Source organism: Xanthomonas sp. NCPPB 3200, from assembly GCF_056393585.1.
In genome coordinates, this window is sequence record NZ_CM150785.1 from 1,262,220 (window position 1) to 1,286,198 (window position 23,979).

Genomic DNA, 23,979 nt, shown 5'->3' on the forward strand with positions numbered 1-23,979 from the left:
TCAAAAGCCTGGTTGGTCGTGTGCGCGGTGCCCTCACCGCTCGCGGGACACGCCGCAAGTACGTCCTTGTAGGCTCGGTGGCGGCATCCATGCCGCCACACGGTCCCGCAATCGGTGAGGACACCGCACCAGAAAATGCGTCGGTTGCTTGGTTGAACGCCTGCTTGTTGCTCTGCTTGTGATGGAACGTTTGTTGGACGCACCATCCTCCGAACAATGCACGCCATGCCCTGTGTGCGCCCCTGCACACCGACCATCTCGACTGGTCCTTGCCCGCCCACCGTCGTGGGACCTTACGCGGCATGGATGCCGCGTAAGAGCCTACATGGACGTACTTGCGGCGTGTCCTGCGAGGGTGGGCGGGCAAGGGCCCTGCAGCCAAGCCGCAACTCAGCGGCCTGCCATGGACCGGTGTCAAACCATTGCGCTCACCACTGGTCGGGCGCGCCGGTGCCGTCGCAGCGCTGGCCCGATGGCGCATCATCGCCGCCCATCGGCAAGTCCTTGCGTCGCCCCATGCCGCCATCGTTGACGTGAACGGCATCGCTATACTTGCGTCCTCAGTCATGGGGTAGTGCGAATGGACAGCCGGGAATCAGGGATGAAGTGGTCAGGCACGCGGCGCATGTTGCTGTGGGTGGTCCTGCTGGGCGTGGCGATCGGCGCGGTGGCGTGCAAGCGCAACGAAAGCGGCCAGCTGCCTGCCGCCAGTGGCGAGGCGATCAAGGCCGACAAGCAGGCCATCACCGGTTTCGCGCTGGCGCGCGCCTATCCCGACCAGACCAGCGATGGGCTATCTCTGGCGCTGGAATTCTCGCGGCCGTTGGTGGGGACGCAGGACTTCGATGCGCTGGTGCGTTTCGAGGAAAAGGTCGGCACCGGCGACAGCAGCTGGACCCTGTCCGACGACGGCAAGACGCTGCGCTACCCGTACGTGGAAGCGGCCAAGGACTACACCGTGCTGGTCGACGCCAACCTGCTGGCTGCCGATGGCAGCCGCCTGGGCAAGCCGCTCAAGCAGAAGGTCTACACCGGCGCGCTCAAGCCAGTGGCCGGGTTCGCTTCACAAGGCAGCGTGCTGCCGGCACGCGAGAGCCGTGGTCTGCCGGTGGTGTCGGTCAACGTGCCGGAAGTGGACGTGGAGTTCCTGCGCGTGCGCGAGAAGTCGCTGCCGGCGTTCTTCCAGCAGTTCCAGCGCGGCGGTCGTCGCGGCAGCTGGGAGCTGGAGAGCGAATATAACGACAAGCGCCCGTTGTCCAAGCTGGCCGACCCGGTCTACGTCAATCGTTTCATTCTCGGCGGCAAGCAGAACGAGCGCGTGCTGACCTACCTGCCCACGCAGGACATCAAGGAGCTGCAGGAGCCGGGCCTGTACTTTGCGGTGATGAAGCGTGCCGGCAGTTTCGACAATGGCTTCGATACCGCGTTCTTTACCGTCAGCGACATCGGCCTGCACACGCGCGCCTACAAGGACAAGCTGTTTGTGCACACCGCCTCGCTGCAAAGCGGCGAGCCGATCAAGAACGTGGAGGTGCGCGTCCTCGATGCCAAGGGCGAGCTGTTCCTCAAGGGCGCCACCGACGGCAACGGCAATGCGCTGCTCAACTACACGCTCGATGCCGGCCACGTGCTGGTGGTGCGCAGCAAGACCGATATCTCGGTGCTGCCGTTCAACCAGCCGGCGCTGGACCTGAGCGAATTCGCAGTGGCCGGGCGCGAGAGCGCCTGGTTCGACGTGTTCGCCTGGGCTGGCCGCGACCTGTATCGCCCCGGCGAGACCATGCGCGTGTCGGCGATCCTGCGCGACAACGACGGCAAGCCGACCAAGCCGCAGCCGGTGTTCCTGCGCCTCAAGCAGCCGGACGGCAAGACCTTCCGCGAGACCAAGCTGCAGCCGGGCGAGCAGGGCTATTTCGAGTTCAGCCAGCAGATTCCGGCCGATGCGCCGACCGGCCGCTGGCAGGTGGAATTCCGCACCGATCCGGCCAGCAAGGACGCCGTGCAGGGCATGACCGTGCGCGTGGAAGAGTTCCTGCCCGAGCGCATGAAGCTGGATCTGGACAGCACCCAAAAGACCCTGAGCGCCGGCCAGCCGTTCACGCTGGTCGCCAATGCCGCGTACCTGTATGGCGCGCCGGCCGACGGCAACCGTTTCACCGCCAAGCTTGCGGTCAGCGTCGAGCAGCACCCGCTCGAGTCCTTGCCGGGCTGGTTCTTCGGCGACCCCACGCTGGAGCTGCCACGCGACGCCAAGGACGTGATCGACACCGAGTTCGGCAGCGATGGCGTATTGCGCGAAGACATCGCGCTGCCTGCCGAAGCCAAGCCGGTCAGCACGATTGCGGCGGTGGTCTCGGGCAGCGTGTACGAGACCGGCGGGCGCACCGTCACCCGCAGCGTCAAGCGCGTGCTGTGGCCGGCCAAGGCACTGGTCGGCGTGCGTCCCCTGTTCGACGACAAGGACGGCACCGACGCCAACGGCACCGCACGCTTCGAAATCACCCGCGTGGATGCCGATGGCAAGCCGCAACCGGCCAAGGGCCTGAAGGCCACGCTGGTGCGCGAGCTGCGCGACTACCACTGGAACTACACCGACGACCACTGGGATTACGACTTCACCCGCCGCTTCGAGAACAAGGACACGCGCACGCTCGAGATCGCCGGCGGCAACGCCAAGCTCGAGGTTCCGGTGGAGTGGGGCGAGTACCGCCTGGACGTGTTCGACCCGTCCACCGGGCTGACCACGCGCTACCCGTTCCGCGCCGGCTGGAGCTGGAACGACGAAAACCGCGGCCTGGACGCGCGCCCGGACAAGGTCAAGCTGGCCTTGGACAAGACCGCCTATCGCGCCGGCGACACGCTCACCGTCACGCTGACCCCGCCGCATGCCGGCAAGGGCGTGCTGCTGGTGGAAAGCGACAAGCTGCTGTACGTGCAGGACATCGACGTCAAGCCGGGCAGCAGCTTCGAAATTCCGGTGACCGACGCGTGGGAACGCCACGATGTCTACGTCACCGCGTTGGTGTTCCGCGGCGGCAGTGCGCCGAGCAAGATCACCCCGGCGCGTGCGGTGGGCGTGGCGTATGTGCCGATGGATCGCAAGGCGCGACGCGTGGCGGTGGGCCTGGCTGCGCCCAAGCAGATGCGCCCCGAGCAGGCGTTGCCGGTGACGGTGAGCGTGCCCGAGCTGGCCGGCAAGGCGGCGCACGTGACCATCTCGGCGGTGGACGTGGGCATCCTCAACATCACCCGCTTCCCGGTGCCCGATGCCAACGCGCAGTTCTTCGCGCAGCGTCGTCTGGGCACCGATGCCTACGACATCTACGGCCGCGTGATCGAGAGCTTCGAAGGCGCCAGCGGCAAGCTCAAGTTCGGCGGCGACATGGCGCTGGAAGCCTTGCCGCAGGCCAAGCGCCCGACCGCGCGCGTGCAGACCGTGGACCTGTTCTCCGGCTCGGTGAAGCTCGATGCCAAGGGCAATGCGCGCGTGCAACTGCCGGTGCCGGATTTCAACGGCACGCTGCGGGTGTCGGCGTTGGTGTATTCGGATACGCGGTTCGGCAACCACGCGGTGGAAACCGTGGTGCGTGCCCCGATCCTGGCCGAGGCCAGCATGCCGCGCGTGATGGCGCCGGGCGACCGCAGCACGGTGACGCTGGATGTGCAGAACTTCACCGGCAAGCCGGGCGAGTTCAATGTGCGCGTGGACGGGATCGGCCCGCTGGCCATCGCCGAGGCGGCGCGCAGCGTCAAGCTTGGTGTGGATGCCAAGCAGACGCTGAGCTTCCCGCTGAGCGCCACCGAAGGCTATAGCGTGGCCAAGGTGCGCGTGCGTGTGGACGGCAACGGCTTCAAGGCCGACCGCAGTTACGACCTGCCGGTGCGTGCCGGCTGGCCGCAGGTGTTGCGTGCGCAGACGCGCGTGCTCGATCCGCTGGCGCCGATCACCCTGGACAGCGGCTTTGCCGATGGCCTGATGGCCGGCTCGGTGACCGCGCGCATGGTGGTCAGCCCGCTGCCGCCGATTCCGTTCGCCAGCGCCCTGCAGGGTGCGTTGGACTATCCGTATGGCTGCGCCGAGCAGACCACCAGCAAGGGCTATGCCGCACTCTTGCTCGACGATGCCACCGCCAGGGCGCTGGGCACCAAGGGGCTGGAGGCGGGCAAGCGCCGCGAGCGCATGGAAGGCGCATTCGGTCGCCTGGCCTCGATGCAGATCGCCAGCGGGCATTTTTCGATGTGGGGCGACGACGGTTACGTCAATCCGGGCCTGACCCCGTACATCGCCGAGTTCCTGCTTGACGCAAAGGACGCCGGCTTTGCGGTGCCCGACAACGTGCTGCAGAAGGCGCTCAATCGGCTCAGCGAGGACCTGCTGTCCGGTGGCAACGAGTTCTACGGGCAGGACCGCCGCGATAGCCTGAAGTTCGCCAACCAGGCCTGGTCCGGCTATGTGCTGGCACGCGTCAACCGCGCGCCGCTGGGCACGCTGCGCGCGTTGTACGACAACCAGCGCGACAAGGCATTGACCGGCTTGTCGCTGGTGCATCTGGGCGCGGCATTGTCGCTGCAGGGCGACACCAAGCGTGGGCAGGCGGCGATCAAGGCGGGTTTTGCCAAGGACAGCAGCGAGCGCCCGCCGTACTTCGCCGATTACGGCAGCGCGATCCGCGACGATGCCTTGATGATGGCGTTGCTGCACGAGCGTGGCTTGTCCAAGCCCGAGTACGACACCCGCGCAGTGGCATTGGGCCGCGCGCTGGATGCACGCCGCGCCACCGGCTGGCTGTGGCTGAGCACGCAGGAGCAGGTGGCGCTGGCGCGCTTGGGCAAGGCCTTGATGGTCGGGCAGGGCAAGCAGGTGTCCGGCACCTTGACTGTTGGCGGCGAGGCGCAGGAGATTGCGCCGGCACGCCTGTTCGGGCGCAGTTTCGACAGCGCCGCCCTGGCGCGCGGCGTGCAGTTCGCACCGCAGGGCGAGGCACCGATGTACGCCAGCCTGGAAGTGGCCGGCATCCCGCGCAGCGCACCGGAGCCTGACACGCGCAACCTCAGCGTGGAGCGCAGCTGGTACACCACCGACGGCAAACCGTGGACCCCGCGTGCATTGAAGGAAGGCGAAGCGCTGATCGTGCGCGTCACCATCACCGCCAACAGCGACATGCCCGACGCGTTGCTGACCGACCTGTTGCCGGCCGGCCTGGAGATCGAGAACTTCAATCTCGGCGATGCCAAGCAGTGGGCCGATGTGGTGGTGGACGGCATCGGCATCAGCGAGCGTTCCAGCGCCGCCGACGTCAAGCACGAAGAGTTCCGCGACGACCGTTACGTGGCCGCGCTGGCGCTGTCCTCGGGCAGCAAGGCGCAGTTGTATTACCTGGTGCGCGCAGTCACCCCGGGCACGTACACGGTGCCGCCATCGTTGGTGGAAGACATGTACCGCCCGGAGCTGCGCGGCGTGGGGCGCAGCACGCCAGCGACGATGACGGTGGTGCAGCCGTAGGACAACAAGGTAGGAGCGCGCTCGCGCGCGATGGGGCGTTACCGGTAACGCCCCATCGCGCGCGAGCGCGCTCCTACGTCAGCGCTTCTTCGCTTACGGCGGCATCGCTGCGCACTGTCTTTTCGATGCGATGTAAGCGACACGCAAGGATCGTTGGGAAAGACGATCTGCGCCTCGCGGCTCGTTACCTTATCGCCAACCCGCTACGCGCCGGACTGGTCGCGCGGGTCGGTGATTATCCATTCTGGGACGCAATCTGGCTGCCGTAGGAGCGCGCTTGCGCGCGATTGGGCATCACCGGGAAAGCTTCATCGCGCGCAAGCGCGCTCCTACGCCAGCGCTTCTTCGTTTACGGCGGCATCGCTGCGCACTGTCTTTTCGATGCGATGTAAGCGACACGCAAGGATCGTTGGGAAAGACGATCTGCGCACCGTGGCTCGTTACCTTATCGCCAACCCGCTACGCGCCGGACTGGTCGCGCGGGTCGGCGATTATCCATTCTGGGATGCAATCTGGCTGCCGTAGGAGCGCGCTTGCGCGCGATTGGGCATCACCGGGAAAGCTTCATCGCGCGCAGGCGCGCTCCTACGCCAGCGCTTCTTCGCTTACGGCGACATCGCTGCGCACTGTCTTTTCGATGCGATGCCAGCGACATGCAGGGGTCATTTTTGCTGGCTACGGTGGCGTGCTTTCTCACAGGCGCGGCATTCCCGCTGCGCGATCTCGGGATTCCATGCAGCGCTCCGATTCGTACCGTTTGCACTTGTCCGTTCTCGCCGTTGCCATTGCGGCGTGTTCGCCAGCCTCGCAGGCATGCGCCAACGAGTGGGCGGCTATTGCAGCCGACGTCTCTGCTCAAATGTCTGCTGCGGCCATGACCGCGACCGCGGGCGCATCAGCGAGCGCAGCTACAACTACAGATGCACCTACAGCTAATAATGACGAGGCATCCACGCCCGAGGCTGAAGTTGCGACTGCAAGGCAACGTTCTCCATTGCCAGCAGATGCATCCGCTGATTCCATAGACCCTGCATCCCCTGCATCCCCTGCATCCCCTGCATCCCCTGCATCGGCACAAGGCGAGGCATCCAGTAGCGACGCATCGGCCACCACCAAAACCGGCGTGCAAACCCTCGATGCCATGCAGGTCACCGGCGTGCGCCGTGCCAATGCTGCCGCGGTGGAAAGCAAGCGCGCGGCAACCAATATCACCGATGTGATCAGCGCCACTGATGTGCGCGCCTTGCCCGACAGCACCATCGTCGAAGCGCTGCGCCGCGTGCCCGGCCTGTCGGTATTGCCGGCCACCGACAACGAGCATCCGCGCGACGAGGCCGCCACACCGGTCTTGCGCGGCCTGGGCCCGTCCTACAACAACGTCACCATCGATGGGCTGACCATTGCCTCGCCCGGCACGCCGAACGGCACGCTCGGCTCGATCACCCGCGGCGTGCGTCTGGACCTGCTGCCGGCATCGATGGTCAGCGAGTTGCAGGTGGTCAAGACCTTCACGCCCGACCTGGACCCCAATGCAACGGGCGGGGCGATCAACCTCAAGACGCGCAGCGCGTTCGAAAACGGCGGCAAGCCCTTCTTCAGCGCCGAAGCCGCGCTGGGCCACGCCAACGATGTCGGCAAGCCGCGCGATCAGGACGACCCCGGCTATCGTTTGAACGCCACCGGCAGCCGCACCTTCGGCAGCGAGCAGCAGTACGGGGTCACCCTGTCGGCCAACTACCAGACGCTGAGCAGCTACACCGAAACCCATATGACCACCGACACGGTGCATTACGGGTTCTACGACAACAACGGCGTGCTGCAGACCGGCGCCAATCTCGGCAATGGCTGGGCGGTGCCGCAGCAGGACAAGTACTGGTACGTGCAGAACCAGCGCGACCGCTATGGCGTCACCGGCAAGTTCGAAGTGCATCCCAGTGCAGCGCTGGAAGCCTATGCAACGGCCGGCTACTACTATTTCAAGGACAACATGGAGCGCAACGAGGTCCTCATCGACCCGCGCAACCGTGGCCAGGTGTTCAATCAGACCGCCAGCTCCGGCAGCTATCCCGGCGGCGACATCGAGGTGGGTTACTCGAACCAGATCGTCACCACGCGCACCAAGGTCGCGCAGCTGGGCACGATCTGGCGGCCCACCGATCGGCAACAGTTCTCCGCGCGCGGCGCGTGGTCGGATGCGACCTACGACGAGCCGATCCGCATGATCAAGTACGCCACCGGCATCACCCGCGCCGCACCGGTACCGGTGGGCCAGACCGGCAGCGGTGTGACCATCAATGCCACGCCCAACTACGCATTCAACTACGACACCTCCGGCTTCGATCAGCGCTTCGGGGTGTCGCCGCAGGCCTACAACGATCTGGGCAACTACAGCCTGTCGTACTGGCGCCCGGACTACAAACGCACCGCGGCCGATCGCATCCTCACCGGCCGGCTGGATTACGGTTTCAACCAGGGCGAGAGCGATCAGGGCATCGGCTTTGCCGCAGGCGTGTCGTACACCACCGACAAACCGTCCTACGACATCTATCGCGTCGAGTATCAGCCCAATACCAGTGCACCGGCCTTCGGCTTGGCCGATGTGGCGGGCACCGGCCGGGCACCGATGCGCTACGCCGGCCTGAACCTGATCACCATCGATCCTGACAAGGCCAATCGTGTGCTCGCTGCAACGCCGTTGAGCGCATTCAACAGCACCGACCAGCAGGCCTTCAGCAATCAGGACAACTTCACCCATACCGAAAAGACCTTTGGCAGCTATGGCCTGGTCAGCTACCGCAGCGAGCGTTTCAATGTGCAGGGCGGCCTGCATTTCGACAGCACCAGGCTCGATACGGTGGGTCGCCAGCGGCAGCTGGATGCCGCGACCAACCGCTATGTGTATGTCGATAACCCGACCAGTGCCGATTACCACTATCTGCTGCCCTCGGCCATCATGACCTACCACCTGACCGATGCACTGGACCTGCGCGCCGGCGCAAGCCGTACCCTCGGCCGCCCGCCATACGATGCGTATGCGGCGCGCACCTCGATCGGCTTCGTCAACACGGCCGATGCCGGCAACCCGAATGCGCAAGGCGTCACCGTCACCATCGGCAACCCGGACATCAAGCCGCGCGTGTCCAATAACCTGGATCTGTCGCTGGAATGGCGCCTGCCCGGCGACTTCGACGCGTTCGCGTCCACGGCCGTGTTCGACAAGCGCATCCAGGACGAGATCTTTACGCTTTCGCGCACCGACAGCTTCACGTTCGACGGCACCACTTACGCCAACGCGCTGATCAGCACGCCGGCCAATGCCGCCAAGGCGCGTATCCGCGGGGTGGAGTTCAACGGCATCGTCAACACCCTGGCGCCGATTGCGCCGTGGCTGAGTGGGGTCGGTTTTAGTGCAAATTTTGCGGTGCTCGATGGCAGCCTGGATGTGCCCTACAGCGTTGGCAGCGGCAGCAATATGAGCCAGCGCGAGCGCAAGCTCGACAACCTGGTCGGGCAGCCCGATTACACCGCCAACGCCACGCTGTTCTACAACACCGGCGGGCTGGAGCTGCGCGCGGCCTACAATCGTCAGGGCAAGGCCTTGCGTGCCATCGTCAGCAATATCGACTGGCAGGACCTGTATTGGTCGCCGCGTTCGCAGCTGGATTTCACCGCGACGTATGCGATCAGCAAACAGCTCAGCCTGATCGGCCAGGTCAGCAACCTCACCCACAGCCGCATCACCAGCGTGACCGGCCCCGGGCAGAACCTGCTCAAGGACAGCTATTCGGTGCCTACGACGTATTGGTTCGGTCTGCGCTTTACGCCGACGTTCTAGGCGCGGCGAGGCTGGCATGAAGAGTAGAGCCCAGGTAGGTGCGTGCAGTGCGTGGAAATCAAGATGTGCACCTGGCTGATGCCATGTCGTGTGCCGACCGCGCTCACCTGACGGTAGCGCAATGGTTCTGTTAATTCCTTCATAGTGGAGTTGTTCGATGAGCTTACGTACTGCCGCCACCGTCGCGGCCATGCTGTGCGCGGCACTGGCCACCCATGCGAGCGCGGCGCCCACCGGCGTGGCCGCAATCCAGGCCCGGCTGACCAATCCTGACGGCGGCATCGTGGTGGTGGCTCATCGCGGTTGCCATGCGCCGGCGCCTGATCATGGTTTCAAGGACAGCGCACCGGAGAACTCGCTGGCCGCGCTGGAGCGCTGCATCGCCATCGGTGCCGACGTGATGGAGACCGATGTGCGGCGTGCCGCCGACGGCACACTGGTGATGCTGCACGACGCCACCGTGGACCGCACCACCGACGGCACCGGCAAGCTGTCCGAGCTGACCTTGGCCGACCTGCAAAAATTGCGGCTGCGCAGCGACGAAGGTGGCACGCAGGCGCCGCTGACCGACCAACGCGTGGTCACGCTCGAGCAGATGCTGGCCAGGTCCAAGGGCCACATCCTGCTCAACCTGGACGTCAAGGATGCGATCTACGTGCAGGTGGTCGATGCGGTTGCCCGTGCCGGCATGCAGCACCAGGTGATCGTCAAGGCCGAAGCCGGCATCGCCACGCCGCCCCTGGCGGCGATGCTGCCGTTCGACAAGGTGTATTTCTTCCCGATCCTGATCAACGCCCATGGCACTGCCGACCTGGCCGCGATCGCCACTGCGCAGACCCGCAACGCGCATCCGGTCGCGTTCGAGCTGCCCAAGATGTCGGCAGCGCGATTGCCCGCGTTGGTTGCAGTGAGCAAGGCACATAACGTGCGGCTGATGGTCAACTCGCTGTGGGACGGCTTCATCGCCGGCTACGGCGGCGACGCCGATGCCGAGCGCGATCCTGACAAGGTGTGGGGCCGCCTGTACCGCGAGGGCGTGTCGATCATCCAGACCGATGCGCCAGAAGCCTTGCTGCGCTATCGCGCGTCGCTGGAGCAGCGGTGAGCGTCGCGTTGCATCACCGCATGCAGCTGGCCTGCGACGGGAGCGGATGTCGCCGCGCAATGTGATCCGTGGAACTGCGGCGGCGATGTTGCCGTTATAGTCAGCGTTCGTTTGCACGCAAGGACGTCTGCATGCCGCTCGATACATCCCTGCGCCGATTCACGCCGCATGTCGTCTGGTTGTTGGTGCTGCTGGTCGCGCTGCAGGTGCGTGATGTGGCCAAGGCCCTTGGTTTTCCAATCCCGAAAATTCCGGTGCCTTACGGCGGTGGGATTCTCGACAATCTGCTCAGCGTAGTGGTCGTGCTCGTCGCAGCGGCGTTGCTGCGTCCTGGCATGCCAGGCGAGCTCGCGGCGCGTCTGGGGTTGCGTTGGAACGGCTTGCGCGGCCCGGCGCTGACGTTGCTGGCCACACTGCCGTGTTGGCTGGGGCTGTGGACGCAGTCCAGCTCGGTCGGCACCGACGATCTGCTTGGCCTGCTCTGGTTGGCGCTGCTGTTTCCGCTAGCGGAAGAAATCGTGTTTCGCGGTTTCGGCTTCGTCTTTGCCTGCCATGCGCTGGCCTGGCGTCCGGCAATCGCCGCGCTGGTGCAGGCGGTTGTGTTTGGCGGTGTGCATTGGCTCGGGGCCGGCGGTGGAGGTGGCGAGGCGTTGTTGATCTTCGCCATTACCGGTATCGGTGCGCTGCTGTTTGCCATCGTGGACGCGCAGGATGGCTACACGATCTGGAGCGGCTGGGTGTTGCATGTCTCGCTCAACGCGGCCTGGACGGTCTTTGCGGTCTCCGATTCGGCCGCCAGCGGCTGGCTCGGCATTGCGTTGCGCCTGTCTGCGGTATTCCTGGCGATGGGGCTGCTGCGGCTGTTCGTAAGGCCGCGTCGCTCGCCGCACGCGGACGTGGTGGGCTAGCGCACCAGTCGTCGCGCAAGCAGGAGCGTACAGTCACGTTCATCGCTCAACGCCGCAGCTTGCCGCGCGCGATGGTGGCCGAAATGCGTTTTGCCCTGCATCCTTGGCAGGATGGATGAGCAGCAGCACGCGCAGGCAAGGATCGACCAGACGCAGGAACGCGTCGCTGGCAAGGAGGGTGTTGCCCGGCGTGGCCGGCGCTGGTTGACGGGGCTACGCTGGAGCGCCGTGGCCCTGTTGTCTGCGGTGTTGCTGCTGGATCTGGCCTTCCCACTGCCACTGCCCAGATCACGGGACACCTCCACGCTGGTAGTGGCACGCGATGGCACGCCGCTGCGTGCGTTCGCCGACCGCAACGGGGTGTGGCGTTATCCGGCCAGCCCGCAGAGTGTGTCGCCGCTGTATCTGCAGGCGCTGCTCAATTACGAGGACCGCTGGTTCTGGCGCCATCCCGGAGTCAACCCGTGGGGCCTGCTGCGTGCCGGCGGGCAATGGATCGGGCAGGGGCGCATCGTCTCCGGCGGTTCGACGCTGACCATGCAGGTGGCGCGCATCCTGGATCCGCATACGCGCACGCCGTGGGGCAAGGCCAAGCAGCTGCTGCGCGCGCTGCAGCTGGAAGCGCACCTGAGCAAGCGCGAGATTCTGACGCTGTATCTGGAGCGCGCGCCCTATGGCGGCACCATCGAAGGCGTGGAAGCGGCCAGCTGGGCGTACCTGGGCAAGCCGGCCAAGGCCTTGTCGCAGGCCGAGGCTGCGTTGCTGGCGGTGTTGCCGCAATCGCCCAGCCGCCTGCGCCCGGATCGCCATCCCGAGGCCGCGCAACGCGCGCGCGACAAGGTGCTCGATCGCATGGTGGAGCTGGGCGTGTGGTCGCGCGCGCAGGTGGACGATGCGCGGATCGAGCCGGTGGTGACGCGTTCGCTCAAACCGCCGTTGCATGCGGCGCTGCTCGCGCAGCGGTTGCACAGTGCGCAACCGCGCGCGGCACGCATCGTGACCACGCTGGATGTGGAGCTGCAGCGCACCCTGGAAGAACGCGTCACCACATACTTTTCGCAGCTGCCCGAGCGCACCTCCGCGGCATTGCTGGTGGTGGACAACGCCACCATGGAAGCGCGCGCATACGTGGGCTCGGCCAGCTTCGGTGATCGCAAGCGGCTGGGGCATGTGGACATGGTGCAGGCCTGGCGCTCGCCCGGTTCCACGCTCAAACCGTTCCTGTATGGCATGGCGCTGGACGATGGGTTGATCCACTCCGAAAGCCTGTTGGTGGATGCGCCTCAGAGTTTTGGCAGTTATCGGCCCGGCAATTTCGATGCGGCCTTCAATGGGCCGGTGAGCGCGGCGACGGCGTTGCGGTTGTCGCTGAACGTGCCGGCGGTGGACCTGCTCGACCGGATCGGCCCGGCGCGGTTTGCTGCGCGGCTGTCCAATGCCGGGATCGAGCTGCGCTTTGCGCACGGCAGCGTGCCCAATCTGGCGTTGATCCTGGGTGGCACAGGCGCGCAATTGCAGGAACTGGTCGGCGCATTCGCAGCGCTCAATCGCGGCGGCATCGCCGGGCGTGCGCGCTATACGCCGGACGATCCGCGCATCGAGCGCCGGCTGATGTCGCCGGGTGCGGCCTGGATCGTGCGCGAGATCCTGCAAAGCAATCCGCGCCCCGGGTACGGCAGCGGCACCTTCGACACCGCCACGCGCCCGGGCGTGGCCTGGAAGACCGGCACCAGCTACGGCTACCGCGATGCCTGGGCGATCGGCGGCACGCGTCGCTACACGGTCGGGGTGTGGGTGGGGCGTCCGGACGGTACGCCGCTGCCGGGCCAGTACGGCGCCGTCACCGCACTGCCGCTGATGTTCGAAGTCATCGATGCCTTGCCGCGCAGCGCCGGCGATAGCGCGCCGGTGCCGATGCCGGCCACCGTGCAGGCGCTGGACATCTGCTGGCCGCTCGGCGGCGCGGCCGATCAGACACCACCGGCGCAATGCGCACGCCGCGCCGACGCCTACGTGCTCGATGGCGCAGTGCCGCCCACCTTTGCCGAGCGCGATGCGCGGCTATGGCAAAGCGGGCAGCTGCATTTCGATGTGGATGCGCGCAGTGGCCAGCGGCTGTCGCAGGAGTGCAGCCAGGCGCATGAACGCGTGCCGCATGCAGTGGCGCGCTGGCCGGCATTGGTCTCACCCTGGCTCAGCACCGCCGAGCGCAATGCTGCGCAACTGCCGCCACTTGCGGCGGACTGTCTGCCGGATGGGCGCATGACCGGTGGCGGCGTGCTGCGTATCGACGGGCTGAGCGATCGCGCCACGCTGGCGCGTGCCAACGCCACCTCGCGTCCGGTGCGCCTGCAACTGCGTGCCCTGGGCAGCGACGCGCGCATCGACTGGCTGCTGGATGGCCGCTGGATCGCACAGACCAACGGACGCCAGGGATTTCAGCGCGAATTTGCCGAGGTCGGCACGCATACGCTCACCGCAATGGCCAGCGACGGTGCCTGGACGCAGCTGCGCTTTCGCGTATTGCGCTGACCGCGCACGTGCTCCGCCCGGCCAGCGTGCACGCACTCGTAGGAGCGCACCCGGGCGCGATGGGGCGTTATCGGGAATGCCACGTCGCGCCCGGGTGCGCTCCTACGGCAGCAGGCAACCACACACCATCCTGCGGCACAGAAAACAGACAGGGCGCTCAAGGCGCCCTGTCTGTTTCATCATCGAGTCGATTTCAACTTTCAACTTCAGTGTGAATGTCGATGCCGATCATCGATCACAACACATCGCTCCGTTGCAAGACTCAGCTCACTCGCCGATCCAGCCTTCCAGCAGGTCGGCGAACTCGTCGGCATGCTCTTCTTCCTGGGCCAGGATGTCTTCCAGGATGCGCTTGGTGGTGGTGTCCTTGTCGCCGATGAAATCGATCATCTCGCGGTAGCTGTCGATGGCGATGCGCTCGGCGATCAGGTTTTCCTTGACCATGTCGCGCAGGTCGCTGCCTTCCTTGTATTCGGCATGCGAGCGCTTGGTCAGCGTGTCCGGGTTGAGGTCCGGTTCGCCGCCCAGCTGCACGATGCGCTCGGCGAGCCGGTGTGCGTGCGCCTGTTCCTGCTGCGCATGCTCCAGGAACTCGCCCTTGACCGCGTCGGCAAGCATGCCCTTGGCCATGAAATAGTGGCGGTAATACCGCAGGGTGCACACGTATTCGGTGGCCAGTGCGGTGTTGAGCAGCTCGATCACCGCCTCGCGGTCGGCGTGGTAGCTCTCGGTGATGGCACCGTCTTCGATGCTCTGGCGTGCGCGGCTGCGCAAGGTGGCGGTATCGGTGATGCCGTCGGGGAGTTGCTTGGCTGGCTGGTTAGACATGGCTGGCCGGTTTCCTTCTGAGTGGTTGGGGGGAATCAATGCATCAATCGGGCAGGTGCTGCAGTACGTAATCGGCGGCGGACACCTTGAATTCGCCGGGTTCCTCGACGAACAAGGCCTTGACCACGGCGTCGTCGGCATACAGCGCGTAGCGGCGCGAGCGCAGGCCCATGCCCGAGCCGCTGGCGTCGATCTCCAGGCCCAGCGCGCGGGCCAGTTCGGCGTTGCCGTCGGGCAGCAGGTGCAGGCCGTCGGGGATCAGCTGGCTGCGGCCCCAGGCCTGCATCACGAACGGGTCGTTGACCGCGGTGCACAGCACCTCGATGCCGCGTTTGCGGAATGCGTCGAAGTGCTCCACATAGCCCGGCAGGTGCTTGGCCGAGCAGGTCGGGGTAAAGGCGCCCGGCACCGCGAACAGCAGCACCTTGCGGCCGGCGAACAGGCTGTGGGTGTCCACCGCCTCGATGCCCTCGCGCAGGCGCTTGAGCACGACTTCGGGAATGCGGTCACCAACGTGGATGGTCATGGGGCTGGGCTCCTGCGGCTGAACGAAGTCTAGAAAGGGGCGAGGGAAAAGCGCGTCAACGCGCTTGAAATCCGCAGCGGCACGCCTATCTGACGCACATGGCCGGCGCAACGGCGCGCGCCGCGGCAGCCGGCCCCTCACCCAACCTTTTGGAGGCTCGCAATGAACATCGTTCGTTATCCCCAGTGGCCCACCCATGCGCTGCAAAACGAGATCAAGCACGTGTTCGACCGCTTCTTCGAGCAGAACGGCGACACCGACGAATCGGCGGTAGTGACCGCGCAGTGGGTGCCGCGCGTGGACATCAAGGAAGAGGCCAACCACTTCGTGCTGTATGCCGACCTGCCGGGCATCGACCCTGGCCAGATCGAGGTGCAGATGGACAAGGGCATCCTGTCGATCAAGGGCGAGCGCAAGGGCGAGTCCAGCACCGAGACCGAGCGCTTCTCGCGCATCGAGCGCCGCTACGGCAGCTTCCACCGCCGCTTCGCGCTGCCCGACAGTGCCGACCCCGACGGCATCACCGCGACCGGGCACAACGGCGTGCTGGAAATCCGCATCCCCAAGCGCCCGGCGGCCACCCCGCGCCGCATCCAGGTCGGCAACGGCCAGGACCCGGCCGGCAATACGGTGCAGTAAGGCAGCAAAACCTGGAGCGGAGCGGCATGCTTCGCTTCCCGGCGGCAACCGCACCGTAGAATAGGTGCGGTTGCCCGCCCGGCTGCGATATGACTGGCTCGTGGCCTCGGCTGCGGGCCGTTTTTTTCAGAGGTGATTAGATGGAATTCAAGGATTACTACGCAACGCTGGGCGTGGAGCCCAGCGCGGGCGATGCGGAGATCAAGACCGCCTACCGCCGGCTGGCGCGCAAGTACCACCCCGACGTCAGCAAGGAGGCCGGCGCCGAAGACAAGTTCAAGGCGATCAACGAAGCCTACGAGGCGCTGCGCGACCCGGCCAAGCGCAAGGCCTACGACCAGCTCAAGGCGCAGGGCTTCCGCCCGGGCGACGAGTTCCAGGCCCCGCCCAGCTACGGCGGTGGGCAGGGTTACGACTACGAGGAAGTGTTCGGCAACGGCGGCGCCGGTGGCGGCTTCAGCGATTTCTTCGAAAGCCTGTTCGCCGGCCAGCGCGGCGGCCGTCCGCGTGGTCCGGGCGCCGGCCCTGGTGCAGGCGCGGGTCCGCAGGCGCGCGGCGACACCCGCGCCAAGCTGGCAGTGCCGTTGGAAGCGGTGTATGCGGGCGACAGCGTGCGCATCACCATCAACGGCAAGCAGCTGGATGTGCGCGTGCCCAAGGGCGTGCAGCCTGGCCAGGTGATCCGCCTGAGCGGGCAGGGCAACGGCGGCGGCAACCTGCTGCTGGAGATCGAATACGCCGCGCACCCGCAGTTCGAGGTGGACGGGCGCAACATCCTGTACACCCTGCAGGTCATGCCCTGGCAGGCGGCACTGGGCACCACCATCAGCGTGCCGACCCTGGGCGGGTCGGTGGAGTTGAAGGTGCCGGCCGACTCGGACGCCGGGCGCAAGCTGCGCCTGCGCGGCCGCGGCCTGCCGGGCACCACGCCGGGCGACCAGATCGTGGAGCTGGAAATCCTGGCCCCGGCCCCCACCGACGATGCGCAGAAAAAGGCCTACCGCAACCTGGCCAAGGCGTTCGGCGAATCGGTGTAGGCCGCGCGGGGTCGACGCGGGGATGAGGTGAGGGTTCGGCAGGCAGGTGGTGTGCCAGTGAACGTCGATCTGCGCGGTTGAATCGCCGCCGTCCCCTCATCCGGCGCTTTGCGCCACCTTCTCCCGGTGGGAGAAGGGGCCAATTGCCTCTCCTGTGGTGAGGGATTGAGGGCGGGGCAGCATGCACGCGATGCAGCGGTGAACGACCTTCTGCGACGTTGTTGAATCCAGTTGCCCCCTGTGCAACGTAGTACGCATTGCACAGCACAACAGCAACGCGTCACCGGATCGCACATCGCAACAGCATCGCCGGGCGCACCGCCTGGCCTGCTACCGAAAGCGCGGCCGGCGCACTACACTCGCCGCGCACACTAGGGGAAACACATGGCACGCATTCTGATCGTCGACGACTCGCCGTCGCAGCTGCTGGGGATTCAGCGCATCGTCGAGAAGCTGGGGCACGAAACCATCACCGCAACCGATGGTGCCGCCGGCGTGGAAGCGGCCAAGTCCTCGTTGCCGGATCTGGTGCTGATGGATGTGGTGATGCCCAACCTCAACGGCTTCCAGGCCACGCGCACGCTCAAGCGCGAGCCGACCACCCAGCACATCCCGGTGATCCTGGTGACCACCAAGGACCAGGACACCGATCGCATGTGGGGCATGCGCCAGGGCGCACGCGCCTACATCACCAAGCCGTTTTCCGAAGACGAGTTGCTGGAAGTGATGGAGCGCGTGTTCAACCAGAAAGACGAACCGCCGACCGTCTAAGCGCGTCGACGAGGTGCGACCGGGGCGCAGGTTCGCTCCGCAGTGCGACAAGCCGGCGCTGACAGCGGCTGGCGCGATCGACGAAGGCATGCGCATGGGGCCGCGTTCGACCGCGTCGGGCAGTGCCACCCGCCACCCGGGGCTGATGCCACCACCAACTGCGCGACCTTGCCATCTGCACGTGGGTGCTCTCTGGCCAACGGTTGCATTCCACCCGATCGCCCGCGGGCGGCAGGTTGCTTGCATGCAGGTCCGGTCGTGTTGCTTGCCAGGCCACGCGCGTCTGATGCGTGTCGGCCTCCAGGCGCGGCACTACGGCGCGACATGCGGAAGCCCAGCGCAAGGCGGCCCGAAGGCGAGCGCGCTTCCGGCGCACGCGCATCAACAACTGACTGGCAGCGCATCCGTTGCGCAGCCTGGCCGTGGTCCTGCTTGATCCAGCTTCGCGCAGCGTGGAATCGGCAGACCGGCTGGCGCCGCGCGCCTGCCCGCATCACGCGGTCACCGGCCGCAACACGCATCGAAGGCCGCTCACCTCCAGCCTTGCCTGACTCCCGTGCCAAGGTCATCACATGCGCGCCTTTCCGGCCCCCGGGACCGCGTCGACACGCGCCTGGACCGGACCGGGCCCTGCTGTCGCCCGATGCGTCGCCGCCCGATCCACCCCAGCGGCTAAACCGGGATGTGCCAATCGGGGCCTTTCAAAACGGTCGGTCTGCCCCATCTAGTAGAATCATCGAATCACACAACACGGCGGCACTGCGGGACTGGCCCGCACAGCCCCTCGATCATGGAGCGTGCATGGCCTGGAACACACCCGGCAACAAGGGCGGAGACGGCCCGGACCCCAACCGTCGCAGGTCCTGGGGCCCGCGCGGTGGTGGCAACGGTGGTGGCTGGGGCAATCTGCCCGCCCCGTTGAAGGAGCTGTTCGATGGCGGCGTGGGGCGCTGGATTCTGGTCGCGGTGGTGCTGATGGTGCTGTTCTCCAGCTTCCAGCTCATCGGCGAGCAGCAGCGTGGCGTGGTGCTGCGCTTCGGCCAGTTCTCGCGCATCCTGCAGCCCGGTCCGAACTTCAAGCTGCCCTGGCCGGTCGAGTCGGTGCGCAAGGTCAACGCCACCGAGATCAAGACCTTCAGCAACCAGGTGCCGGTGCTGACCCGCGACGAGAACATCGTCAACGTCTCGCTCAACGTGCAGTACCAGATCAGCGACCCACGCAAGTACCTGTTCGGTTCGCGCAATGCCGACCTGGTGCTGGAGCAGGCCGCGCAAAGCGCCGTGCGTGAGCAGGTGGGTCGTTCCGACCTCAATACCGTGCTCAACAATCGCGGCCCGCTGGCCATCGCCTCCAAGGACCGCCTGCAGGCGGCACTGGATGCCTACAACACGGGTCTGTCGGTCACCGGTGTGACCCTGCCGGACGCGCGTCCGCCGGAAGAAGTGAAGCCGGCCTTCGACGAGGTCAACGGCGCCCAGCAGGTGCGCGAGCGCCTGATCAACGAGGCCCAGGCCTACGCCGCCAAGGTGGTGCCCGAGGCACGCGGCCAGGGTGCGCGCACCCGGACCGGCGCCGAAGGCTACAAGCAGGCGGTGATCTCCAAGGCCGAGGGCGACGCCGATCGCTTCACGCTGTTGCAGGAGCAGTACGCCAACGCCCCCGAGGTCACGCGCAAGCGCCTGTGGCTGGAAACCGTGCAGAAGGTGCTGTCGGAGAACCGCAAGGTGATCGGCAGCGATGGCCGCCAGGTCATCTATGTGCCGCTGCCGGCCGACGCCAGCAAGTCCGCCAGCAACAGCGGCACTGCGGGCAACGGCAGCATGCCGTCGATGGTGCCGCAGGATGTGCTGTTGAATCCGCCGCAAACCAGTGGCGGCAGCGAGGGCATCCGCAATCCGGAGCGCGGCCCGCGCCCGACCGGCCGTGAGGGAACCGAATAATGAAGAATTCGCTAGTCATCGGCCTGATCGTCGCCGTGTTGCTGACCCTGATGGGCTCGGTGTTCGTGGTGCGCGAGGACCAGACCGCCATGGTGCTCAACCTGGGCCGTGTGGTGCGTGCCGACCTCAAGCCCGGCCTGCACTTCAAGATCCCGGTGGTGGAGTCGGTGCGCGTGTTCGACCGCCGCTTCCAGGTGCTGGACACCGCCCCGGCGCGCTACTTCACCGCCGAGCAGAAAGACGTCAGCGTGGACTTCTTCGCCATCGGCTATATCTCCGATGTGCGGGCGTTCTATCGCGCCACCGGTGGTGAGGAGTCGGTCGCCAATTCGCGCCTGGCCCCGATCATCACCGATTCGCTGCGTAACCAGATCAACTCGCGCACCCTGCAGCAGCTGGTCTCCGGCGACCGCAGCGAGTTGATCGCCAACCAGCTCAAGGGCATCAACGGCGCGATCAAGGGCCTGGGCATGCAGATCACCGACCTGCGCATTAAGCAGATCGACCTGCCGACCGACAGCCAGGTGATCACCGACGTCTACGAGCGCATGCGCGCCCAGCGCAAGCAGGAAGCCAGCAAGCTGCGCGCCGAAGGCGAGGAGCAGGCCCTGACCATCCGTGCCCAGGCCGACCGCGAGTCCACCGTGATCGTGGCCGACGCCGAGCGCGATGCGCAGAAGCTGCGCGGCGAAGGCGATGCCGACGCCGCCCGCATCTACGGCCAGGCCGGCTCCAAGGATCCGTCGTTCTACGCGTTCTATCGCAGCCTGGAGGCCTATCGCGGCTCGATGACGGACGGCAACGGCGTGGTGGTGCTGGACAAGAACGACCCGTTCCTGCAGTACCTCAAGAGCGATCGTTGATCGCTCTGCGCTGAATCGACAACGCCCGCGGAATGCGGGCGTTGTCGTATGTGCCTCTCGCTGCCGCGCGCCCACCGTAGGAGCGCACCCGGGCGCGACGGGCATGCCCGGTAAGGCGATCGCGCCCAGGTGCGCTCCTACGCAGGGCGTGCGTCAGCCGATGGATCGGGCGCACGGCGCTTCGTGCACTGCGATGCTGATGGTCACGTCTGGAATCCAACTGCCTAGAGCGCCTCTCCCGTAGTGTTGACTAGACTCGGCCCGGTAGGAGCGCACCCGGGCGCGACGGGCATGCCCGGTAAGGCAATCGCGCCCGGGTGCGCTCCTACGCAGGGCGTGCGTCGGCCGATGAATCGGGCGCACGGCGCTTCGTGCACTGTGATGCCCATGGGTATGTCCGTAATCCGCAGCTGCCTGGAGCGCCTCTCCCGTCGTGTTGACCAGACTCGGCCCGGTAGGAGCGCACCCGGGCGCGACGGGCCTTACCGGCGGACCCCGCTGATTGCCGTTGATAGCCAGTCGCCATATGGATTCCCCCTAGCGCAGAACGCGGCAACCGCCGATATCCCGCGTGGTCCAAGACCGCCAGCATCGCGGCATGGCCAACATCGCCTCTCCAGGGCATCGCGCGCTGCGCCGCGGCAGGCAGTCTTCGCCCAACAGCGTTTACCTGCTGACCACCACGACATGGCAGCGTCGCGCCGTGTTCGCAGATTTTCTGCTTGCAGCAACCGCCTGCCGGGCATTCACCGCAGCAACGCCTCGCGATGCCAGGCTGCTGGCCTGGGTGTTGATGCCGGATCATGCACATTGGCTGTTGCAGTTGGGGAGCGTCACCGCGTTGGCCGACGCCGTGTCCCGCATGAAAGCGTGCGTAGCGCGTTCGGTGAACGATCAGCGGCAGCATCACGCACCGGTCTGGAGCCGCAGCTACCATGACCACGCGTTGCGCAAAGACGACGACCTGCACGCAGCCGCGCGTTACCTCATCGCCAATCCGCTCCGGGCCGGGCTGGTCACCCATGTCGGTGATTATCCGTTCTGGGACGCAATCTGGCTCTGAGCTTCGAGCCGCCAGCAGGCCTAGTGCATGCCCACCGTTTGCCGCGCGCCGCCGCGTAGGAGCGCACCTGGGCGCGACAGGCTTTACCGGGAATGCCTGTCGCGCCCGGGTGCGCTCCTACAGGGTGGGTTTGTCGGGGGGCGCCTGTCGTGGATCGGGCGATGGTGCTTTGGGTGGTCTGCCGGTTTGACTAGGCTCGCCACGTTGCCGCGTAGGAGCGCACCCGGGCGCGACCGGCTCTACCGGAAATGCCTGTCGCGCCCGGGTGCGCTCCTACGGGGTGGGTTTGTCGGGGGGGCGCCTGTCGTGGATTGGGCGATGGTGCTTTGGGCGGTCTGCCGGTTTGACTAGGCTCGCCACGTTGCCGCGTAGGAGCGCACCCGGGCGCGACCGGCTTTATCGGGAATGCCTGTCGCGCCCGGGTGCGCTCCTACGCGGGGGGCGTGGAGGGCGCTGACGCGGCACACTGCAGTTCCCCACGTCCTGGTGTTGCTGATGCATGAATTCCTGTCTGCGTTGTGCCTGATCGCCGTCATCGAAGGCCTGCTGCTGTTTGCCGCGCCTACCGCCTGGAAGCGCATGGTCGAGCAACTGTTCAGTCTGCCCACCGCGCAACTGCGTGCGATTGGTGGTGTGACGCTGGTGCTGGGCGCGATCGCGCTGTGGGTGGTGCGTCACTGAGGGGGTGGTCCATTCCGACTGCAGCGGGCAGCGTAGGAGCGCACCTGGGCGCGACGGCGTTACCGGGAATGCCGGTCGCGCCCAGGTGCGCTCCTACGAGCCATTGGGATTGTCGCTACGGGATCTCCCGGGCTAGGGGCCCGCAGCGCTCGGAGCACCGCGCAACCAACGGCCAGCCGCAATCTGACCCGCCCCCGATCCGCCGGCCGCCAGGGGTAGTGCACGTCACCGGAAACCCGGATAATGCACAAAAGCCGGCCGGGCACGCTCACACAGGGCACCTCGTTCGGCTTTTTCCGTGTCAGGGCTTCACGCGCCGCTGCAACGCTCCCCGATGGAGCCGCGCGCCAGGCGGCGCCGCCAGCCGTGAACCGGTCCCATCCCGCGGCCCCGATGGCCGCAGCAAAACTCAGGAGTTCACCCGTCATGGGTCAGTCAGTTGTCGTGCTCGGTGCCCAGTGGGGCGATGAAGGCAAAGGCAAGATCGTCGATCTGCTTACCGAAGAGATCGGTGCGGTGGTCCGCTTCCAGGGTGGCCACAATGCCGGCCACACGCTCGTCATCAACGGCAAGAAGACCGTCTTGCATCTGATTCCGTCCGGCATCCTGCGCGACGACGCGCTGTGCCTGATCGGCAATGGCGTGGTGATCTCTCCGGCCGCGCTGATCAAGGAAATCAGCGAGCTGGAAGGTGCCGGCGTGGAAGTGCGTTCGCGCCTGAAGATCTCCCCGGCCGCGCCGTTGATCATGCCGTACCACATCGCCCTGGATCAGGCGCGCGAGAAGGCCGCCGGCGGCAAGGCCATCGGCACCACCGGCCGCGGTATCGGCCCGGCGTACGAAGACAAGGTCGCCCGCCGCGGTATCCGCATCGCCGACCTGCATTACCCGCCGCAGTTGGAAGAGCTGCTGCGCACCGCGCTGGATTACCACAACTTCGTGCTGACCAAGTACCTGGGCGTGGAAGCGGTGGACTTCCAGAAGACCTTCGACGAAGCGCTGGCCTTCGGCGACTACGTGCAGCCGATGAAGTCGGACGTGGCCGGCATCCTGCATGATCTGCGCAAGCAGGGTAAGCGCGTGCTGTTCGAAGGCGCGCAGGGCGCGTTGCTGGACATCGACCACGGCACCTATCCGTACGTCACCAGCTCCAACACCACCGTCGGCGGCGCACTGGCCGGCACCGGCGTTGGCGCCGATGCGATCGACTACGTGCTGGGCATCGCCAAGGCCTACGCCACGCGCGTTGGCGGTGGCCCGTTCCCGACCGAGCTGGACGATGAAGTGGGCCAGGGCATCCGCGACCGAGGTGCCGAATACGGCGCCTCCACCGGCCGCCCGCGCCGCTGCGGCTGGATGGACATCGTCGCGCTCAAGCGTGCGGTGGCCATCAACGGCATCTCCGGCCTGTGCATCACCAAGCTCGACGTGCTCGACGGCATGGAAAAGCTCAAGGTCTGCATCGCCTACGAATACCGCGGCAAGCGTACCGAATACGCCCCGCTGGACGCGCAGGGCTGGGAAGAGTGCACCCCGGTGTACCTGGAGTTCCCGGGCTGGACCGAAAACACCCACGGCATCACCGAGTGGGACAAGCTGCCCGTGGCCGCGCGTGCCTACTTGCGCGCGCTGGAAGAACTCGCCGGCTGCCCGATCTCGATCGTCTCCACCGGCCCGGATCGTGACCACACGATGGTGCTGCAGGATCCGTTCGCCTGATCGGCTGACGCCAGACGCGGCATCGTCC

Annotated in this window: 15 protein-coding genes and 2 pseudogenes; 15 read left to right on the forward strand and 2 right to left on the reverse strand. The window is 66.4% G+C overall.

Translation table 11 applies throughout. The features are described 5' to 3' along the window. The first annotated feature begins 601 nt into the window (after positions 1-601). From AC06DU_RS05520 to pbpC, 7 genes and pseudogenes are all read left to right on the forward strand, one after another. A complete protein-coding gene (locus AC06DU_RS05520; protein WP_478203741.1) occupies positions 602-5,503 on the forward strand; it encodes an alpha-2-macroglobulin family protein in 4,902 nt (1,633 codons plus the stop codon). A 161-nt stretch (positions 5,504-5,664) separates the two neighbouring features. Continuing rightward, positions 5,665-5,772, forward strand: a pseudogene (locus AC06DU_RS05525) (REP-associated tyrosine transposase); the annotation flags it as partial. Between the two features lie 148 nt (positions 5,773-5,920). Continuing rightward, positions 5,921-6,028: pseudogene (locus AC06DU_RS05530) on the forward strand (REP-associated tyrosine transposase); the annotation flags it as partial. 208 nt (positions 6,029-6,236) lie between these two features. After that, positions 6,237-9,338 carry a TonB-dependent receptor gene (locus tag AC06DU_RS05535; RefSeq protein ID WP_478203742.1) on the forward strand — a complete coding sequence of 1,034 codons (3,102 nt, stop codon included), beginning with the start codon at positions 6,237-6,239 and terminating at the stop codon, positions 9,336-9,338. A gap of 157 nt (positions 9,339-9,495) precedes the next feature. Next, positions 9,496-10,443, forward strand: coding sequence for a glycerophosphodiester phosphodiesterase family protein (locus AC06DU_RS05540; RefSeq protein ID WP_478203744.1), 948 nt, complete (start codon positions 9,496-9,498; stop codon positions 10,441-10,443). A gap of 131 nt (positions 10,444-10,574) precedes the next feature. Beyond that, positions 10,575-11,351 carry a CPBP family glutamic-type intramembrane protease gene (locus tag AC06DU_RS05545; RefSeq protein ID WP_478204367.1) on the forward strand — a complete coding sequence of 259 codons (777 nt, stop codon included), beginning with the start codon at positions 10,575-10,577 and terminating at the stop codon, positions 11,349-11,351. Between the two features lie 111 nt (positions 11,352-11,462). Continuing rightward, positions 11,463-13,883 (forward strand): penicillin-binding protein 1C, encoded by a 2,421-nt coding sequence (gene pbpC, locus AC06DU_RS05550; protein ID WP_478203746.1) that lies wholly within the window; start codon positions 11,463-11,465, stop codon positions 13,881-13,883. Positions 13,884-14,150: 267 nt separating this feature from the next. Here pbpC and AC06DU_RS05555 read toward each other — a convergent pair whose 3' ends face one another. Both AC06DU_RS05555 and AC06DU_RS05560 read right to left on the reverse strand, forming a co-directional pair. Further along, positions 14,151-14,711, reverse strand: coding sequence for a ferritin-like domain-containing protein (locus tag AC06DU_RS05555; protein WP_024938597.1), 561 nt, complete (start codon positions 14,709-14,711; stop codon positions 14,151-14,153). Positions 14,712-14,754: 43 nt separating this feature from the next. After that, positions 14,755-15,237, reverse strand: a complete 483-nt coding sequence (locus AC06DU_RS05560; protein WP_016903926.1) for a peroxiredoxin — start codon at positions 15,235-15,237, stop codon at positions 14,755-14,757. A 162-nt stretch (positions 15,238-15,399) separates the two neighbouring features. On the opposite strand from AC06DU_RS05560, the gene AC06DU_RS05565 reads away from it, so the two are divergent. The 8 genes from AC06DU_RS05565 to AC06DU_RS05600 all read left to right on the forward strand — a co-directional run bounded on the left by AC06DU_RS05565 (position 15,400) and on the right by AC06DU_RS05600 (position 23,951). Continuing rightward, the gene (locus AC06DU_RS05565; RefSeq protein WP_016903925.1) at positions 15,400-15,876 is read left to right on the forward strand and encodes an Hsp20/alpha crystallin family protein; all 477 of its coding nucleotides are present in this window, start codon (positions 15,400-15,402) and stop codon (positions 15,874-15,876) included. Between the two features lie 140 nt (positions 15,877-16,016). Continuing rightward, positions 16,017-16,913 (forward strand): DnaJ C-terminal domain-containing protein, encoded by an 897-nt coding sequence (locus tag AC06DU_RS05570; protein ID WP_054590856.1) that lies wholly within the window; start codon positions 16,017-16,019, stop codon positions 16,911-16,913. A gap of 384 nt (positions 16,914-17,297) precedes the next feature. Further along, on the forward strand, positions 17,298-17,684 hold the full coding sequence (gene pilH / locus AC06DU_RS05575; protein WP_024938599.1) for a twitching motility response regulator PilH: 387 nt from the start codon (positions 17,298-17,300) through the stop codon (positions 17,682-17,684). An 801-nt stretch (positions 17,685-18,485) separates the two neighbouring features. Further along, positions 18,486-19,625 (forward strand): FtsH protease activity modulator HflK, encoded by a 1,140-nt coding sequence (gene hflK / locus AC06DU_RS05580; protein WP_024938600.1) that lies wholly within the window; start codon positions 18,486-18,488, stop codon positions 19,623-19,625. Beyond that, entirely contained in the window at positions 19,625-20,488 is an 864-nt protein-coding gene (gene hflC, locus AC06DU_RS05585; RefSeq protein WP_016903921.1) for a protease modulator HflC, read from the forward strand. The genes hflK and hflC overlap by 1 nt, the downstream gene beginning before the upstream one ends. 598 nt (positions 20,489-21,086) lie before the next feature. After that, a complete protein-coding gene (locus AC06DU_RS05590; protein ID WP_478203748.1) occupies positions 21,087-21,551 on the forward strand; it encodes an REP-associated tyrosine transposase in 465 nt (154 codons plus the stop codon). 495 nt (positions 21,552-22,046) lie between these two features. After that, positions 22,047-22,232, forward strand: a complete 186-nt coding sequence (locus AC06DU_RS05595; RefSeq protein WP_039510765.1) for a DUF2065 domain-containing protein — start codon at positions 22,047-22,049, stop codon at positions 22,230-22,232. 426 nt (positions 22,233-22,658) lie between these two features. Beyond that, the gene (locus tag AC06DU_RS05600) at positions 22,659-23,951 is read left to right on the forward strand and encodes an adenylosuccinate synthase (RefSeq protein ID WP_024938603.1); all 1,293 of its coding nucleotides are present in this window, start codon (positions 22,659-22,661) and stop codon (positions 23,949-23,951) included. Positions 23,952-23,979: the final 28 nt, after the last annotated feature.